The sequence below is a fragment of the Oerskovia gallyi genome (genome assembly GCF_014836745.1).
In the GTDB taxonomy this organism is placed as follows: Bacteria; Actinomycetota; Actinomycetes; order Actinomycetales; family Cellulomonadaceae; genus Oerskovia; species Oerskovia paurometabola.
Genome location: NZ_JACSQE010000012.1, coordinates 98,244 through 114,731 on the forward strand (window position 1 = coordinate 98,244; position 16,488 = coordinate 114,731).

Consider the following 16,488-nt stretch of genomic DNA (forward strand, 5'->3'; position numbering starts at 1 on the left):
GCAGTACAGAGGGTGCCGAGGGCACACGCGAGCGCAAAGCGCTAGCATACCCGGCCCAGTCAAGCGTGTCCAGCGACGCGAAATCACGGCCTGTCAAGACCGTCGTCACGCCACTGCACTCCCCCACCGGGCCGGTGAGGACATCTTCTCGGTGGCCGCCATATGCCGCCCAAGAACACGAAGAGACTCCCTGCCCGACGGCGCCCGCACCTTCCCGTGGAAGGCGGGCTCCGGCGTCGGGCCGGAAGACGAAGAGGCGACGAGAGGCCCGCACCCCCGAAGGGATACGGGCCTCGTCGCCTGTGCTACCTGTCAGGTCGCGCGAGGCGACCTGTCATGCGATACCGCCCCGAGGGGCAGTGATCACTTGACGGTGACGGTTGCGCCGGCGCCCTCGAGGGCAGCCTTGGCCTTGTCAGCAGCGTCCTTGGCGACGTTCTCCAGGACGGGCTTGGGGGCGCCGTCAACGAGGTCCTTGGCCTCCTTCAGGCCGAGGCTCGTGAGGGCACGCACCTCCTTGATGACCTGGATCTTCTTGTCGCCGGCAGCCTCGAGGATGACGTCGAACTCCGTCTTCTCCTCGACCTCCTCGGCGGCAGCGGCCGCGGGGCCTGCGACGGCGACGGCGGCCGGAGCGGCCGCGGTGACCTCGAAAGCGTCCTCGAACGCCTTCACGAACTCGGAGAGCTCGATGAGGGAGAGGCCCTTGAACTGCTCGATGAGCTCTTCGGTGCTGAGCTTCGCCATGATGGCGGTCCTTTCGGTTGGTGCTCGGCAGCGGCCCTGTCAACGATCCACAGAGCCCTGCTGGAAGCAGAGGGGGTGTGTGCGTGCTGCGCGATCCTCAGACGAGGATCAGGCGGCAGCGCTCTCCGATTCCTGCTTGAGGCGCAGGGCATCGATGGTGCGGACGGCCTGCGAAGCGGGCGCGTTGAACAGGTATGCCGCCTGGTAGAGCGGCTGCTTGAACGCGCCGGCCAGCTTGGCCAGCAGGACCTCGCGGGACTCGAGGTCCGCGAGCTTGGTGATCTCCGCAGCGGTCAGGGAGCGCCCGTCGAGGACACCGCCCTTGATGACCAGTGCGGGGTTCGCCTTGGCGAAGTCACGCAGGCCCTTGGCCGCCTCGACCGGGTCACCGGTCACGAAGGCGATGGCCGAGGGGCCCTTGAAGTCGGCGTCGATCTCGATGCCGGCTTCCTTGGCCGCGATGGCGGTCAGCGTGTTCTTCACCACGGCGTAGGTTGCGTTGCCGCTGAGCGACCGACGCAGCTGCTTGAGCTGCGCGACGGTGAGCCCGCGGTACTCGGTCAGCACGGCCGCGTTCGACTCGCGGAAGTTCTCCGTGAGCTCTGCGACTGCGGCTGCCTTGTCCGGCCTCGCCATGGCAATCCTTCCGGTGGTGGTGCCACCGGTCTCCGCAGGGCGGGGGCCCTGGGGGGTGAGGTCCTGCGGAGACGAGAAGAGCCCCGCGCAGGCGCGGGGCTCGAAGTGCAGGCTCTCGCCCGCTCCGTGAACTCTCACCTGCGCTGGCCTCCGCACTTCTGCGGGACTTCGGTCCGGACTGCAGCTGACGAGTCAGCGGGCAGGACGGTACGACCGGCGGTCTTGGGTACTGGACCAGGGTACGTGACGCGGGCGCGTGCTCCAAATCCGGTCCGACGGCGGCGCGCAGCACGCGCAGTCCGGCGGCGCGCGGTGGTGCGCCGCCGCCCGGGCCGCCCGCCTCAGACCGCGAGGGGCCCGAAGCAGACGAGGGGCACGGGCTCGTCCTCGTGCGCGATCGCGGTCGCGAGGGCGTCCCCCGGCGTGGCCCCGGAGCGCAGCCGGCCGTGGAACTCGGGCATGACGCGCGCGGCGACGTCGTCCCGCAAGGGCGCCACGCTCGAGACCACGGCCGCTGCCCCGAGCCGGAGCAGGACGCTCGTGAGCCCGAGGGGTTCACCACCGATCCGGACCGTCGACAGACCCGCCTCGCAGGCCGAGAGGACGACCACGGCCCCACGGAGGTCCACGCCGTCCAGCTCGTGCGCGAACAGCGGGCCGTCCGCGAGCCGCAGCGAGGAGAACAACGGGTTGTCGGTCTCGTGCCGTCCGTGGGTCGCGAGGTGGACGACCGCCGCGGACGGCAGCTTCTCGACCGTGGCCGAGCACGTGGCCTCCTCGCCGGAGAGGACGGTCGCACGATCCCACGTCTGTGCGACCGCCTCCGCCTCGGTCACGGCGGCCCGCAGCCCCGGTCCGGCGACCACCACGACGTCCGGCTTGGTCTGGTCGACCGCCGCCTCCTGCAGATCGATCCACGAGTTGACCCAGGTCCGACGTCCTGCACGTGAGGGCAGCGAGGACCACGGCACCGCGAGGAGCAGGTCCCGCGCGGCGATGTGCAGGTCGCCCTGCGCGTCGATCGGCGCGAGGACCTCACGGTCCAGCCACGCCAGGCTCCGGTCGAGCGACGCCCGGGCGGCGGCCCGCATGGGCGCCGGGATCAGGGCGTTCGACAGGACGTCGAGGTCCGCGCGCGTGCGCCGGATACGCTCGCCGACCTCCGCCATGGAGGCCAGCCGGATCATGCTCAGCCCCGAGGCGTCCGCACGCAGGACGCGCAGCGCCTCGTCCGCGACGACGAAGTTCGCGACGACCGTCGACGGGCTCGCCGTCGACAGGGCGCGGCGCAGGCGGCGCGCGGTGACGGCGGTCGGCGTCGCCGCTCCCCCGCCGTCCTGCCAGGCTCGACGCCGTGCGGCCTCCTGCAGGCGTCGGGCCTCGTTGAGGTGCGCACGACGGCGTTCGAGACGTTCCCCCGACGGGTTGGCCCCCAGGAGCCTGGCCGACTCGATCTCCTGGCGCGCCGCCGTGAGGAGCTCGGCGGACCGTGAGTCGGACGGCGGTCGGACCCGTCCGGTCCCCGCGACGGTCGCGCGTCCACGTTCGACGGCGTCGAGGAGCGCAGCCGGTCGGCCGGTACGAAGCGCGGCCGCGACGTCGACGTGCCCGAGCCGCACCCCGTGGACCGCGGAGGCCGTCACGGCGTCGACCGAACCCAGCCCTTCTCGGTGCTCCGCCAGCATGCGCTGCCCTCTGCGCACAGCGCGTAGCGCCACGTCCCGCTCCCCGGTGGCGAACGCCACCTGGGCCGACACGGCCTGGTGCTGCAGGCGGAGCGGCAGCGCCACCCGTCCGAGGTGGCGCGGGACCTTCGCAAGGATCTCCCGAGCGCCCGCCGTGTCCTTCGCCGCGAGGAGCCACTCGGCGGCAAGGAGCTGAGCAGGAACGGTCACCCCACGACCCGTGGCCTCCCCGAGCCCGACGCCGACGTCGGCGAGAGCAAGGGCACGGGCAGCCCGCCGGCGCGCCACACCGGCAGAGATCCCCGCCGACCGGTCCTCGGCGAGCCGTGCCTGGAGCTCGGCGACCCGAGCACGAGCCGCCCACGGGCCGTTGCCGATCCGGTCGAACCGGGTCGCGGCCGCACGGGCCTGCCGCTGTGCCTCCGTGTAGCGGCGCAGCCCTACGAGGCACTGGGCACGCAGCAGCTCGACCTCGGCGACGTCCCGGACCATCCTGTTGCGCGCGAGGTGCTCGCGCGCCTCGGCGAGCGTCGTGTCCGCGTCGGAGAGCAGACCGGCCTCGATCAGGACCTGCGCCTTGTCGATGAGCCCGACCGAAGCGTGCCGCTCGGGCGCACTGTGCTCGGCTTCCTCCATGGCCCGCAGGGCGGTCGGTAGGTCGCCCCGCAGGAACTCCACGTAGCCGAGGTTGTGCTGCGCCTTGGACAGCAGGAGCAGATCGCCCATGTCGTCCGCGCAGCGCGCTGCCACCGCCAGGTCTTCGGACGCACGGTCGAGGTTGCCGAGCTCGAGGTGCAAGGAGCCCCGGTTGAGGAGCAGCACCGCCGAGTCGAGCGGATCGGCGTCCTGTAAGCCCGCCGCGGCGACGTCCAGCTCGGCGAGCGACTCGGCACCGCGACCGGTCCGGTAGAACAGGAGACCGCGTTGACCGCGGATGACCAGGTCGAGCTCCGGCAGACGGGACATCTTCGCCCACCGTGCAGCGGTGTCGAGGGTGTCCAGGGACGCCGCCAGGGAACCGGAGAGCTCGAACTGCGTCTGCGCATAACCGACAAGTGCCCGGACCCGGGCGTAGGCGATCTCGCGCGGCTCTCCATGGACCGGGTCACCGACCTGGTCGATGATCTGGCGGAAGAGCCGCGCGGCGCGAGCATGCTGCCCCTGAGAGTTGATGGACTGGGCGGTCGCCCACGCGTCGAGCACGCTCACCGGCACACGACCCGCCACGCCCCATCACCCCATGTCTACCGCTGGATCTCTGGGCACGAGCCCCGTCGCCAGGGTAACGGATCCCCACAACCAGGCGCAGCGCCGCGGCGCCCCTCGCCCAGGCTCGATCACGGCCGGCGACGTCGGGTCCTGCGCTCGACGAGCGAGCAAGGTCGCCGCGAGCTCGCCCGCGAGGACCGGCGCCGCGAACGACGTCCCGCTCCAGGTTGCGAAGCCGCCTTGGAAGCCCTCGGGGTCGATCGTCGCCCGGCGACCGTCCGACCAGAGCTCCTTGACCCACCTCGACGGGGCGACCGCCCCGTCGATCGTGGTCGGAGCGGTCGAGACCAGCGCGGCCCCGGGCCGGACGCAGGTCACCCACGGCCCGTCGTTGCTGAACAGGGCCGTCGTCTCGTCAGGGTTCTGCGCTCCGACCGCCATGACGGGCGGTTCCGCAAGGAGTAGCGCCGAGGGATCCAGCGGCACCGGAGGCTTCACCTTGCGGTCGATGTGCGGGGCGAACGCCGCGGGGTACATCGGGCGGACCTGGCCGTCGTTGCCGGAGGACACCACGACGAGGACGCCGTAGCGCCGCAACGCCCGGATGACCGTGCCGAACGGAGCGTCGAACGCGGCGTCCTCGGGGCGCTCGTGGTAGTAGCCCAACGACAGGACCAGGACGTCGACCGGGGCGTAGCCCGCCCGCCCGCTGAGCCCGAGCACGTGCCACAAGAGCAGTCGGCGCAGCGACCTCAGGAGGTCCCGCTCAGGGACGACACCGGAGCCCCCGTAGAGCCGAGGTGCGAGGATGACGGCATCGGGACACTTCTGGTGCACGAGGCCCGCGATGAAGGTTCCGTGCCCGGCGACCGGGTCGAGCGGGCCGGTCAAGGGAGAGATCGACACCCCGCCGATCTCCGGATTCTCGTAGTCGTACTCCGTCTCCGGAAGGGTCGACAGCGGCTGCCCCAACAGCTCCGGGTCCCGGACGACGACGGTCCCACGCTCATCGAGGTCGTCGTCGAACCACGGGTGCTCGCCCACGCCGGTGTCCAGGACGGCGACGACCGGACGACTGACTCCCTCGGCGTCGGTGAAGTCGTCGGCCCCACGCCCCCGGGTCCGGGCTGGGACCGGTCCGATCCAGTTGACCGGGGTACGCCCACCCCACCCCGGCACCGAGTACTCGGCGGTCCCTGCGGGATGCCCCTGCGTGTACGGGTGGCCTTGGGTGTAGGGGTGACCTTGCGTGTACGGGTGGCCCTGGGTGTAGGGATGGCCCTGCGTGTATGGGAAGGGCTGGATCGCGGGCTGGCCCCCGATGTAGGGTGCGGGCGCGATCATGTGGTCGAGAGCGAGCCGAGGGCTCCTGTCGTCGAGGAGGAGGCGACCCCCGAGGTCCTCGATCACTTCCCACGCGTCGGGCAGCGGACCGTTGTTGTCCTGCGCCCTGCGCAGACGGACCGACACCCCGAAGACCTCTCGCAGGTCACGGGTCGTCTCGGGGTCGAGATCCGCCTCGTCGAGCAGCGCGGCGTCATCCTCGCTCGACTTCTCGATCTCTACCGCGAGGCCGAACCGGGCCGCAACCGTCCTGAGCCGGCTCAGGGGCCCCTCGTCCGTCCGGTCCTCGAGGGATCCGGGCAGGAGGATCCGGTCACCGACGTACCACGTGGGGTGCGGTGACGCCTTGCCCGCTCCGCGCGGTGCGGTGATCGGGTCGAGAGTCCGGGTACGCCACTGCAGACGGCTCGGACGGTCGCCGAAGGCCGGTCGCCCCGGAGGGGTAGTCGGCTGCTGAGGGGTCTCACTCATCGGTGCTCCAATGCACGAAAGGGACTACCGTCGGGTCGATCGGCCCGGCGTTGCGAGGCGAGGCGAGGCGAGAAAGACGAGCCGTACGACTACAGCTCGATGATCGGGGTCGTCACGGCGTCGCCGTCGCAGCCGGGGGCGCGGAGCAGCAGACTGGCAGGACCGGGCCCGACGGCGTCGAAGACGAACCGGCCGTCCTCGTCGGCGACGGTCGCGACCATCCCGTCCGGTCGGTGCAGCTCGACCGTCAGCTCTGCGGCCGGCGCGGCCCAGCCGTCGATCCGGATCCGACCGTCGTCACGAGCGGACAGCGTGATCATGACGGTCAAGGACTCGGCCGTGAAGGTGATGGTGCGCGCCTCGACCGGCGGCGCCTCGCCCCGGACGGACATCTCCGGCACGCGGACGTACTCGAGCTCCATGACCTCGGCCTCCAGGCCTGCGAGCGTGATGGCGAACAGCGATCGCTCGACGAGCCCGTCGGGTACCGGGTCGAGCGTCGCGTGGATGCGGGCGAGATCCGCCAGGATCTCGAGATCTACGGCGTCCAGCGGTTCCTCGGGGCTGTACCCCAACGGTGCGCTCATGGTGTTTCCCATGTCCTGTCCCCCTGCTCGCTCTCGATGATGTCGCGGAGCTTTGCCAAGCACCGCCCACGGTTGGACCCGATGCTGCCCACCGGCATGCCGATGGCGCTCGAGATGTACTTGTAGTCGGGTCGGTCCGCCAACGAGATCAGCCGGAGGAGCTGCTGACAGCGCTCCGGCAGCTGGAGGACAGCGCGCCACAGGTGGCGGTCGCGCTCCACGTCGAGGACCTGGGCCTCAGGGGTGGGGTCGGAAGAGGGCAGGGTGCCCGTGGGCCCCTCGAGCATGTCGTCGGGCAGCTCGGTCCGGCGCTTCTGGTCCTCCCGCTGCTTGCGGACGGCCTCCCAGGCCCCGCGCTTGGCGGTCACCAGGAGCCACTTGAGCACGGCGTGCGGTTCCTGGATGGTGTGAGCGTTGCGCACGAGGGCCATCCAGGTGTTCTGGACGATGTCGTCGGCCTGCTCGCGGACGACTCCCTGGGCCCTGACCGTGTGCCACAGCAACGGGGTGGCCTCTCGCACGAAGTCGGCCAGTGCCTGGTGCTTGCCCTCTCGGTAGTCGAGCAGGGCGGCCGCGGCGCGATCTCCGAGGCTCACCTCCGGCTCGTCGACTTCCGGGACGTCCTCGGTGATCCGTGTCATGGCTGGGTGCGCCGTTTGCTCTCGGTCGTGCGCGGGTGATTCGGGGGAACCCGATTCTAGAGGCGTCTGCCCAGGTGGGACAAGCATTTCTGCCACGGCAGGACCTCCCTCCAGCTCGTGCTCACGCACGCTCGACGCACCGGGCCGGTGGAGCACCGGACCGCTTCCTGCCGGGAGAGAGGGACCGGCGGCGCGTTTGATACACGCTCGCGAGACGCTTCTCGAGGATCACCCTGGACGGCCTCGGTGACCTGCTCCCCGCGACCCGAGCGACGTCGTCGGGACGCGGGGCCTCGCGTGTACGGGTACGCGACCCGTAGGGGGATCCCCGTACCGCTCGCGGCCAGAGAGTGGTGGAACCCCTCATCACAGGCGTGACGCGGCTCACGTAGCGTCGGCATGGCCGACCCAGATCGGACCACTCGGACGGTCCCGGTGAGACGACGACGTCCCGGACCCCTGCAAGAGGAGCACCACGTGAGAACCCATCGCCACACCGCCGACGGCGCCCGCCGCCCGGCCCGCCTGCTCGCGGCACTGACCGCGGCCACGGTCGCCCTCGGCGGCCTCGCGCTCGCCGGCACGAGCGCCCAGGCCGCCCCGCAGCCCGCGGCGCAGCCCACGACCGTCGCGGCCGCCGCCGCGCCGGGCCACCAGTGGCTCACGGGCTACTGGCACAACTTCAACAACGGCTCGGTCGTCATGCCGCTGAGCGACATCCCGCCCGCCTACAACCTGGTCGCCGTCGCGTTCGCCGACAACCTGACCGGCACGCCCGGCGGCATCACGTTCAACCTCTCGACCGCCGAGCTGAACGGGTACACCGTGCCCCAGTTCAAGGCCGACGTCGCGGCGATCCGGGCACAGGGCCGCAAGGTCATCCTGTCGGTCGGTGGCGAGAAGGGGAACGTCATCGTCTCCAACGCGACCGAGGCGAAGAACTTCGCCGACACCGCGTACGCCCTCATGCAGGAGTACGGCTTCGACGGCGTCGACATCGACCTCGAGCACGGCATCAACGCCACGTACATGTCGAGCGCGCTGCATCAGCTCTCGGCCAAGGCCGGCCCGAACCTCATCATCGCGATGGCCCCCCAGACCATCGACTACCAGGCCACCTCGATGGGCTACTACCAGCTCACGCTCGCGATCAAGGACATCCTGACGATCGTCAACACCCAGTACTACAACTCGGGCGCGATGATGGGCTGCAACCAGCAGGTCTACAGCCAGGGCAGCGTCGACTTCCTCACCGCGCTGAGCTGCATCCAGCTCCAGATGGGCCTGCGCCCCGACCAGGTCGGCATCGGCGTCCCCGCCGTCCAGGCCGCGGCGGGTGGCGGCTACCAGCCCGTCGCGAACGTCATCAAGGCCGTCGACTGCCTCGAGACCGGGACGAACTGCGGCGCCTTCAAGCCCGCGACGCCCTACGGGAAGATCGGCGGCGTCATGACCTGGTCGATCAACTGGGACAAGAAGAACAACTACGCGTTCGCGACGGCCGTCGGTGCGCGCCTCGGCACGGGCTCCGGTGGTGGATCCACCGGCGGGACGACGGGCGGGACGACCGGCGGCACCACCGGCGGGACGACCGGCGGCACCACCGGCGGCACCACCGGCGGGACGACCGGCGGCACCACCGGCGGGACGACCGGCGGGACGACCGGCGGGACGACGGGCGGGACGACCGGCGGCACCACGGGCGCCACCTGCGCGGCCGCCCCCTGGAGCGCGACGACCATCTACACGGGCGGCAACACCGTCTCCCACAACGGCCGCACGTGGCAGGCCAAGTGGTGGACCCGCGGCGACGCTCCGGCCCCCAGCGACTGGGGCGTGTGGAAGGACCTCGGCGCCTGCTGAGGCCCCTCCACGGGAGGCCGACGACCCCCCTCGTACGACCCGAGCCGCTCGGTTCTCCACCCCGCCCAGGGAGTGGCGGACCGAGCGGCTCGGTGCTGTCCGCGGAGTCCTGCCCGCGAACCAGGCCGCTCACGCCCCCGCTCAGTCCACGGGGAAGAGCGACATCGTCAGCGTCGCGCCGTACGCACCCGGCGCCGTGTCGGCCGGCAGCTCGAGAGCGAGGTCGGCCGTGACGTCGGACGTGCCCTTGCGACCGATCGCGTCGGCACCGGCGAGGGTCTGCGGGACCGACAGCCCCGCTCCCCCGCTCAGCACCGAGGACACGCGCTGACCGACGACGACGCCCGGCTTGCCCAGCACCAGGCGAGGCGTCCAGCCGAGCTGCTCGGCACCGAACGTCGTCGTCCCCGTGGAGAACGCGGTCGACTGCCCGGACACGGCCCACCCCGCGGCCTCGAGGCGGGTGTCGGAGACGCTCACCACGGGCAGGGCCGCGGTGTAGGTCAGGTGGTCACCGTCGAGGCCGCCTTCGAGCGTCACGGGCGCGCCGTCGCTCGCCACCGTCATCGAGAGCCTGCCCTCGACGACGGGCTCCTCGACGACCGCCTGGAGCGCGACGCCCTCCGAGCCGGCAGGGTCGGTCCCGCCCTGCGCCGCGAAACGCACCTGGTCCAGGGCCCAGAACCAGTCGTTCGTCCCGCTGTAGTGGAACCGGTACTGCGCGGTCCTCGTCCCGGCCGGGACCTCCGTCACGATCGTGCGCTGCCCGTTGTCGCTCGCAGGGAACGCCGCCACCTGGACCGGTGCACCTCCGTCGAAGCTCACGAGCACTTCGGCGACCTGCACGCGGTCGTGACGGTAGGAGTGCTCGAAGCTCAGCACGGCCTGCTCCTTGCCCGCCACCGAGTACGCCGGCGTCACGAGCGTCGAGTCGAACTTTCCCGCGCCGTGGCTCTTGTCGTCCCACTCGTCGGAGTCCGCGACCGCGATCACGTCACGTCCGCGCGTGAAGTTCTCGCGCGCCTGACCCGGCTCCGCCGCGGACCAGAACGTCTGTGTCGTGAACGACCAGCCGCGCCACTCGGTCACACCACCTGACGGCATGGCCGAGTTGTCCACGCTCCAGCCGGACGGCGGCGTGGTCGTGAAGCCGAGCGTCCCGGCGGGGACGCCCGTCTCGTCGACGCGTGGCGAGAGCGCGGGGCGCAGGCTGTCGAAGTCGTCCGTGACGTCGTCGCCGATCGGGGTGCCGTCGAGGCCCCACGCGGGGTCCACCGCGACGCCCGCCTGCCGCATGACCGTCGGAGCGATGTCCGTGATGGCGAGGTTCTCCTGCCGTCCTCGCGCCTCGACGCCGTCTCCGGCCGCGATGACGAACGTCGCGCGCTCGGTCTGGGCCCGGCCGCCGTGGCCACCCGTGGGAAGGTGCCCGTGGTCGGCCGTCACGATGACGTTCCAGGTCTCGGCCGCCCGGTGGGGGCGGGCCTCGATCGCGGCGAGGACCCGCCCGATGCGGGCGTCCTGGACCTCGAGCTCGGCCGTGTACTGCGCGGCGTCAGCGCCGTGGCTGTGGCCCGCGCCGTCGATGTCGTCGAGGTGGATGAAGCTCACGTCCGGGTTCTGCGTCCCGAGGTACGTGACCGCGGCCTGCTCGGTCTTGACGTCCGAGCCTGTCGCGAGACGCAGGTCGATCCCGGCCGAGACGATGTCCCCGTTGCTCGCCGACGACGTGATCGGTGCCCAGGTCGAGGCCGCGAAGGTCGCGATGCTCGGGTCGACCTGCTCGAGACGGTCGAGGAAGCTGGGGTACTGCGCGTAGTTCTTGCCCGTGAACGAGTTGTCCCGGACGTTGTGCTTGTCCGTCCACACGCCCGTGAGGATCGTCGACCATCCCGCGCCCGACACCGTCTGGGCCCCGCGCTGGCTCACCTCCGCGGCGTCGCTCGTGGCGTACAGGAGGCTGTGCCCGTACGTCCCGCGCTGCATGAGCGCGTGGAGGTTCGGGGTCGAGGCGGCCTCGATCTCGTCGAGCCGTGCGCCGTCCAGGCCGATCACGAGCGTCTTGTCCGTACGAGTTCCCTGCAGGACGGGGGCGTCTCCCTCGGCCGCGAACGCGGCCGCCGGCACGAGGAGCGTCCCCGTCGCCAGGCTCCCGGCGAGTGCCAGGTGTGCGATCTTGCGCATGTCCAACCCTTCAGTCGTCATGGTGCACGTCATGGATGTGATGTCCGGACGGCGTCGCGAGACTCACTTGTCCAGACAGGCATCACTCTGACGGCGCCAAGCAGACCGGTGATGAACCGGGACGATCGAGACAGTGAACGTCTCCGGCCGGCGGGCTGCAGATCGCGTCACCACAGGAACGAACCGGGCATAACGGCTCTACGTCAGGCCGCGGCACCACGGCCGGCCACGCGCCGGGCCTCAGGACGACAAAAGCCCGACGGCGTCCCTCCCCGTGAAGGGGAGGGACGCCGTCGGGCTTGAAGAACGAGGCGATCAGGCCGCGTCGTCCTCGAGAAGCTTCGAGACCTTGGACTGGTCCAGCGGGATGCCGGGGCCCATCGTGGTCGAGAGCGTCGCCTTGGTGATGTAGCGGCCCTTCGAGGAGGACGGCTTCAGACGCAGGACCTCTTCGATCGCTGCGGCGTAGTTCTCCACGAGCGCCTTCTCGTCGAACGAGACCTTGCCGATGATGAAGTGGAGGTTCGCGTGCTTGTCGACGCGGAACTCGATCTTTCCACCCTTGATGTCCTCGACGGCCTTCGCGACGTCCATCGTGACGGTGCCGGTCTTCGGGTTCGGCATCAGACCACGGGGGCCCAGGACCTTACCGAGACGACCGACCTTGCCCATGAGGTCCGGGGTCGCGACAGCGGAGTCGAAGTCCGTGAAGCCAGCGGCCACCTTCTCGATGAGCTCGTCGCCACCGACGATGTCGGCGCCGGCCGCACGAGCCTGCTCCGCCTTCTCGCCGTTCGCGAAGACCAGGACGCGAGCGGTCTTGCCCGTGCCGTGGGGGAGGTTGACCGTGCCACGGACCATCTGGTCCGCCTTGCGGGGGTCGACACCGAGACGGAAGGCGACCTCGACGGTCGCGTCGTACTTGGTGGGCGAGGTCTCCTTCGCCAGGCGGACGGCCTGGAGCGGGGAGTAGAGCTCGTCGTGGTCGATCTTCTCCGCTGCGGCGCGGTACGCCTTGCTGCGCGTTGCCATCTGCTTCTCCTTCTCGAGCAGTCGTGGTCTACGGGTCCGCGCGGACCCTGCCACTGCCCCGGCGGGCGAACCCGCCGGGACCTGATGATTCATGACTGGCCGGCCAGGAGGCCGACCGAAGGACCGGTCAGGACCGGTCCGGAGGGGGTGGAACTCAGCCCTCGACGGTGATGCCCATCGAACGGGCGGTGCCCGCGATGATGAGCGTCGCTGCGTCGAGGTCGTTCGCGTTGAGGTCCTCGAGCTTGGTCTGAGCGATCTCGCGCACCTGCGCAGAGGTCAGCTTCGCGACCTTGACCGTGTGCGGCGTGGGCGAACCCTTGTCGACGCCAGCGGCCTTCTTGATGAGCTCGGCGGCCGGCGGCGTCTTCGTGATGAAGGTGAAGGAACGGTCCTCGTAGACCGTGATCTCCACGGGGATGACGTTGCCGCGCTGCGACTCGGTCGCCGCGTTGTAGGCCTTGCAGAACTCCATGATGTTGACGCCGTGCTGACCGAGCGCGGGGCCGATCGGCGGGGCGGGAGTTGCGGCACCGGCCTGGATCTGGAGCTTGATCAGCCCAGAGACCTTCTTCTTGGGAGGCATGAGTGTTCCGTGCTTTCTGTGTCTGGGCCGACGCCGTGGGCGATGACCCGGTTGCAGGTGCTGTCGAGCAGGGTCAGATCTTGGCGACCTGGTTGAACGACAGCTCGACCGGGGTCTCCCGGCCGAAGATGGAGACGAGGACCTTGAGCTTCTGGCCCTCGGCGTTGATCTCGGAGATCGTCGCGGGGAGCGTGTCGAACGGACCGTCGGTGACGGTGACCGACTCGCCGACCTGGAAGTCGACCTCGAACGGCGCCTTGGCGGTCGCGGCAGGCTTGCCGGCCTCGGCCTTGGGCTCGATCGTCGGGGCCAGCATGGAGAAGACCTCGTCGTGCGTCAGCGGCACGGGCTGGTGGGTGTGCCCCACGAAGCCGGTGACACCGGGCGTGTGGCGCACCGCGCCCCACGACTCGTCGGTCAGGTCCATGCGCACCAGGACGTAGCCGGGGATACGGACGCGACGGACGATCTTCTTCTGCGCGTTCTTGATCTCCGCGACCTCTTCCATGGGGACCTCGATCTGGAAGATGAAGTCCTCCATGTTCAGGCTCTGGATGCGGTTCTCCAGGTTGGCCTTCACACGGTTCTCGTAGCCCGCGTAGGAGTGGATGACGAACCAGTCACCAGGCTTGGTGCGCAGGTCCTTCTTGAACTCCTCGACGGGGTCGAGGTCGTCGAGGACGTCGCCGTCCTCGTCGACGCGGGACTCGTCGTCAGCCTCGGCCGACTCCTCGTCCTCCACCTCGGTGTCCGGGGCGTCCTGCGCCTCCGCGTCCGCCTCGACCTCGTCGATGGCAGCCTCGGGCGCGTCGAGCTCGGCCTCGGCGCCTTCGGCGACGGGCTCGGTGGGATCGACGTTCTCCGCCTGGTCCAGCGACTCCTGGGACACGAACGAACCTGCTTTCTGCTGACTACGCGAACATGCAACTGACGGGACCGGGACCGGTCCATACGCTCCGGGCGCGAACTGCTCCGGTGCCGCGAGAACCTCGCGGCACGGGGCGCCCTCCGGGGATCAGCCCCCGAAGACCCACAGGACGGCCTTGCCGATCCCGTAGTCGAGCACCGTCACGAACGCCATGACCACGGCCACGAAGACGAGGACGACGGTGGTGTAGGTGATCAGCTCGGAACGAGTGGGGGTGACGACCTTCTTGAGCTCCGCGATCACCTGACGGACGAAGAGCGCGATACGCGAGAAGATGTTGCCCTTCGTCGCGTCGCCCTTCTTCTTGTCACCGCCGGCGCGCACGCCTTCAGCACCCAGCGCCTCTGATGGCGATTCGCTCACTGTTCATCCCCACTACGTGACGTTGAAACCGAAACCGATGCTGACCTCTCGTGGTGTAACCCGTTACCGGACTACGCGCACGCCCCGGGAGGGACGACGCCTTGCAGGGCAGACAGGGCTCGAACCTGCAACCTGCGGTTTTGGAGACCGCTGCGCTACCAATTGCGCCACTGCCCTTCGTGATCGGCGTCACCCCGAGAACCTGCCGTGGAGGCAGAGAACATCGGGTGGACACCTGCCACCGAAGGAATACTGTACGCGAACCGAGCGCCGTGGTCGAACCGGCTCTGTCGCGCCCCGCCCGACACCGGGCCGAACCCGCTCGGGGCCCGCCGGACGGCGGGACCGGGCGCGAGCCCCGGCGAGCGCACGGCGATCTTCCTTCACGACCAGGGTAGAGGACGGCCGACCCTCACCGCAGGTTCCTCCCTGGATCGGCAGCAGGCCCTCCCGGTTCACCGAGCCTTCACACGATCTCCTCGCCATACTTGCCCCGAGTCCTCGCGCACGAGCGCGGACCGATCGGGACGAGAGGCCGACATGTCGGATGCCACGGTCGTACGCCGTACGCCCCTCGAGCGCATGCTCGACGGGATCGAGCGGGTCGGGAACAAGGTCCCGCACCCCGCCATCATCTTCCTGGGGCTCATCGCCCTGATCATCCTGCTCTCGCACGCTTTCTACCTCGCAGGGACCTCGGTCACGTTCGACCAGGCCCAGGTCGCCGAGCAGGTCGAGCCGAGCGGCGAGGAGCTCGTCGGCGACGCGCCGTACCAGAGCGAGGACCCGCAGGTCGAGCAGGTCACGGTCTCGGTCGAGTCGCTCCTGAGCGCCGACGGGATCCGGTTCATCTTCACGTCGCCCGTCGAGAACTTCAACGGATTCGGCGTGGTCGGGGTGATCGTGGTCGCCATGATCGGCGTAGGGCTCGCCGAGGAGGTCGGGCTGATCGGCGCCTTCATCAAGCGCCTCGTCAAGGTCACGCCGGCGCGCTTCATCACGCTCATCGTGGTGTTCCTCGGCGTGCTGTCCTCGATCGCGACCGACGCGGGCTACCTGGTCCTCATCCCGCTGGCGGCCGCGGTGTTCCACACGCTCGGCCGACATCCGCTCGCGGGCCTGGCGGCGGCGTTCGCGGGCGTGGGCGGCGGGTTCGGCGTGAACCTGCTCATCACCCCGATCGACGGCATGCTCGCCGAGATCACCAACGAGTCGATCGCGGACCCCGCGCAGCACGTCTCGATCACGGGCAACCTCTACTTCGCGATCGTCTCGACCATCGTGGTGACCTTGGTCGCGACGCTCGTGACCGAGAAGTTCGTCGAGCCACGACTGGGCACCTACCGCGAGGACGAGGCTCCCGCGGCGGACGACCACGACTCCGGCGGCGGCGCCGCCCCGGCTCCCTCGGGCGAGCTGACCGCCGCGGAGAAGCGCGGCCTGCGGTGGTCCGGGTTCGGTCTGCTCGGGGTCACGGCGCTCGTGCTGCTGCTGACGCTCCCGTCCTGGGGACCGTTGCGCAACCCTGAGACCGGCAGCCTGATCGAGGGCTCGCCCCTCATGGGCAGCATCATCTTCCTGATCCTGATCTACTTCTTCGTCATGGGCCTGTGCTACGGCAAGGGCGCGGGGACGATCACGAACAGCATGGACGTCATCAACCCCATGACGAAGACCATCGCGGGCCTGTCCGGGCTGATCTTCCTGCTGCTGATCATCAGCCAGTTCATCGCCTACTTCAACTACTCCAACCTGGGCACGGTCGCGGCCGTCAACATGGCCGACGCCCTGGAGCAGGCGAACCTCGGGACGGTCCCCCTCATCATCGGGCTCATCGCGATGACGGCCGTGATCGACATCTTCATCGGCGGGGTCGTGCCCAAGTGGGCCATCTTCGCCCCGATCTTCGTGCCGCTGTTCATCCAGCTCGGCATCTCGCCCGACCTCGCGGTCGCGGCCTACCGCGTGGGCGACTCCCCCATCAACGTGGCCACGCCGCTCATGCCGTACTTCGCGCTCATCGTCATCTTCGCCGAGCGCTATCGCAAGAAGGTCGGCGTGGGCTCGATCATCTCGCTCATGCTGCCCTACACGGTCGCGCTGCTGCTCGTGTGGACCGCCCTGCTGGTCGGCTGGTACCTCCTGGGCCTGCCGCTCGGCCCGGGCGCGGAGATCTACCTGCAGTGAGGCACGGGGCCCGACGGCGGAGCGT

Annotated in this window: 13 protein-coding genes and 1 tRNA gene; 2 read left to right on the plus strand and 12 right to left on the minus strand. The window is 70.0% G+C overall.

From position 1 onward, the window contains the following. Positions 1–363 precede the first annotated feature (363 nt). From rplL to H9640_RS15005, 6 genes are all read right to left on the minus strand, one after another. Positions 364–747 (minus strand): 50S ribosomal protein L7/L12, encoded by a 384-nt coding sequence (gene rplL, locus H9640_RS14980; protein WP_030151946.1) that lies wholly within the window; start codon positions 745–747, stop codon positions 364–366. Between the two features lie 108 nt (positions 748–855). Beyond that, positions 856–1,383: a 50S ribosomal protein L10 gene (gene rplJ / locus H9640_RS14985; protein WP_191791537.1), complete on the minus strand. Its 528-nt coding sequence runs from the start codon at positions 1,381–1,383 to the stop codon at positions 856–858. Positions 1,384–1,724: 341 nt separating this feature from the next. Continuing rightward, a complete protein-coding gene (locus H9640_RS19735; protein WP_191791539.1) occupies positions 1,725–4,277 on the minus strand; it encodes a CHAT domain-containing protein in 2,553 nt (850 codons plus the stop codon). A 24-nt stretch (positions 4,278–4,301) separates the two neighbouring features. Next, positions 4,302–6,092, minus strand: a complete 1,791-nt coding sequence (locus H9640_RS14995; RefSeq protein ID WP_191791542.1) for a S8/S53 family peptidase — start codon at positions 6,090–6,092, stop codon at positions 4,302–4,304. Positions 6,093–6,181: 89 nt separating this feature from the next. Beyond that, the gene (locus H9640_RS15000; protein ID WP_191791544.1) at positions 6,182–6,679 is read right to left on the minus strand and encodes a carboxypeptidase-like regulatory domain-containing protein; all 498 of its coding nucleotides are present in this window, start codon (positions 6,677–6,679) and stop codon (positions 6,182–6,184) included. Beyond that, positions 6,676–7,320, minus strand: a complete 645-nt coding sequence (locus H9640_RS15005) for an RNA polymerase sigma factor (protein ID WP_191791546.1) — start codon at positions 7,318–7,320, stop codon at positions 6,676–6,678. Before H9640_RS15005 ends, H9640_RS15000 begins: the two co-directional genes overlap by 4 nt. Positions 7,321–7,797: 477 nt before the next feature. On the opposite strand from H9640_RS15005, the gene H9640_RS15010 reads away from it, so the two are divergent. After that, positions 7,798–9,183 carry a glycosyl hydrolase family 18 protein gene (locus tag H9640_RS15010; protein ID WP_318243793.1) on the plus strand — a complete coding sequence of 462 codons (1,386 nt, stop codon included), beginning with the start codon at positions 7,798–7,800 and terminating at the stop codon, positions 9,181–9,183. Positions 9,184–9,324: 141 nt separating this feature from the next. On the opposite strand, the gene H9640_RS15015 is transcribed toward H9640_RS15010, so the two are convergent. The 6 genes from H9640_RS15015 to H9640_RS15040 form a co-directional block, all read right to left on the minus strand. Further along, entirely contained in the window at positions 9,325–11,367 is a 2,043-nt protein-coding gene (locus H9640_RS15015) for an alkaline phosphatase family protein (RefSeq protein WP_191791550.1), read from the minus strand. A 315-nt stretch (positions 11,368–11,682) separates the two neighbouring features. Then, positions 11,683–12,399 carry a 50S ribosomal protein L1 gene (gene rplA / locus H9640_RS15020; protein WP_191791553.1) on the minus strand — a complete coding sequence of 239 codons (717 nt, stop codon included), beginning with the start codon at positions 12,397–12,399 and terminating at the stop codon, positions 11,683–11,685. A gap of 154 nt (positions 12,400–12,553) precedes the next feature. Next, a complete protein-coding gene (gene rplK, locus H9640_RS15025) occupies positions 12,554–12,985 on the minus strand; it encodes a 50S ribosomal protein L11 (protein WP_030151954.1) in 432 nt (143 codons plus the stop codon). 73 nt (positions 12,986–13,058) lie between these two features. Beyond that, positions 13,059–13,874 carry a transcription termination/antitermination protein NusG gene (gene nusG, locus H9640_RS15030; RefSeq protein WP_191791555.1) on the minus strand — a complete coding sequence of 272 codons (816 nt, stop codon included), beginning with the start codon at positions 13,872–13,874 and terminating at the stop codon, positions 13,059–13,061. 126 nt (positions 13,875–14,000) lie between these two features. Next, complete coding sequence (gene secE, locus H9640_RS15035; RefSeq protein WP_191791556.1) at positions 14,001–14,276, minus strand: preprotein translocase subunit SecE; 276 nt, start codon at positions 14,274–14,276, stop codon at positions 14,001–14,003. 104 nt (positions 14,277–14,380) lie between these two features. After that, positions 14,381–14,453 (minus strand) — tRNA-Trp (locus H9640_RS15040). Between the two features lie 363 nt (positions 14,454–14,816). Between H9640_RS15040 and H9640_RS15045 the strand changes: the two genes are divergently transcribed. Then, positions 14,817–16,463 carry an AbgT family transporter gene (locus tag H9640_RS15045; protein WP_191791558.1) on the plus strand — a complete coding sequence of 549 codons (1,647 nt, stop codon included), beginning with the start codon at positions 14,817–14,819 and terminating at the stop codon, positions 16,461–16,463. Positions 16,464–16,488: the final 25 nt, after the last annotated feature.

Bases quoted from the DNA above. Each gene is read 5' to 3' on its own strand.
- rplJ (WP_191791537.1), bottom strand. From the start codon at position 1,383: ATGGCGAGGCCGGACAAGGCAGCCGCAGTCGCAGAGCTCACGGAGAAC.
- H9640_RS14995 (WP_191791542.1), bottom strand. From the start codon at position 6,092: ATGAGTGAGACCCCTCAGCAGCCGACTACCCCTCCGGGGCGACCGGCC.
- H9640_RS15015 (WP_191791550.1), bottom strand. From the start codon at position 11,367: ATGCGCAAGATCGCACACCTGGCACTCGCCGGGAGCCTGGCGACGGGG.
- H9640_RS15000 (WP_191791544.1), bottom strand. From the start codon at position 6,679: ATGAGCGCACCGTTGGGGTACAGCCCCGAGGAACCGCTGGACGCCGTA.
- rplA (WP_191791553.1), bottom strand. From the start codon at position 12,399: ATGGCAACGCGCAGCAAGGCGTACCGCGCCGCAGCGGAGAAGATCGAC.
- H9640_RS15005 (WP_191791546.1), bottom strand. From the start codon at position 7,320: ATGACACGGATCACCGAGGACGTCCCGGAAGTCGACGAGCCGGAGGTG.
- rplK (WP_030151954.1), bottom strand. From the start codon at position 12,985: ATGCCTCCCAAGAAGAAGGTCTCTGGGCTGATCAAGCTCCAGATCCAG.
- rplL (WP_030151946.1), bottom strand. From the start codon at position 747: ATGGCGAAGCTCAGCACCGAAGAGCTCATCGAGCAGTTCAAGGGCCTC.
- H9640_RS15045 (WP_191791558.1), top strand. From the start codon at position 14,817: ATGTCGGATGCCACGGTCGTACGCCGTACGCCCCTCGAGCGCATGCTC.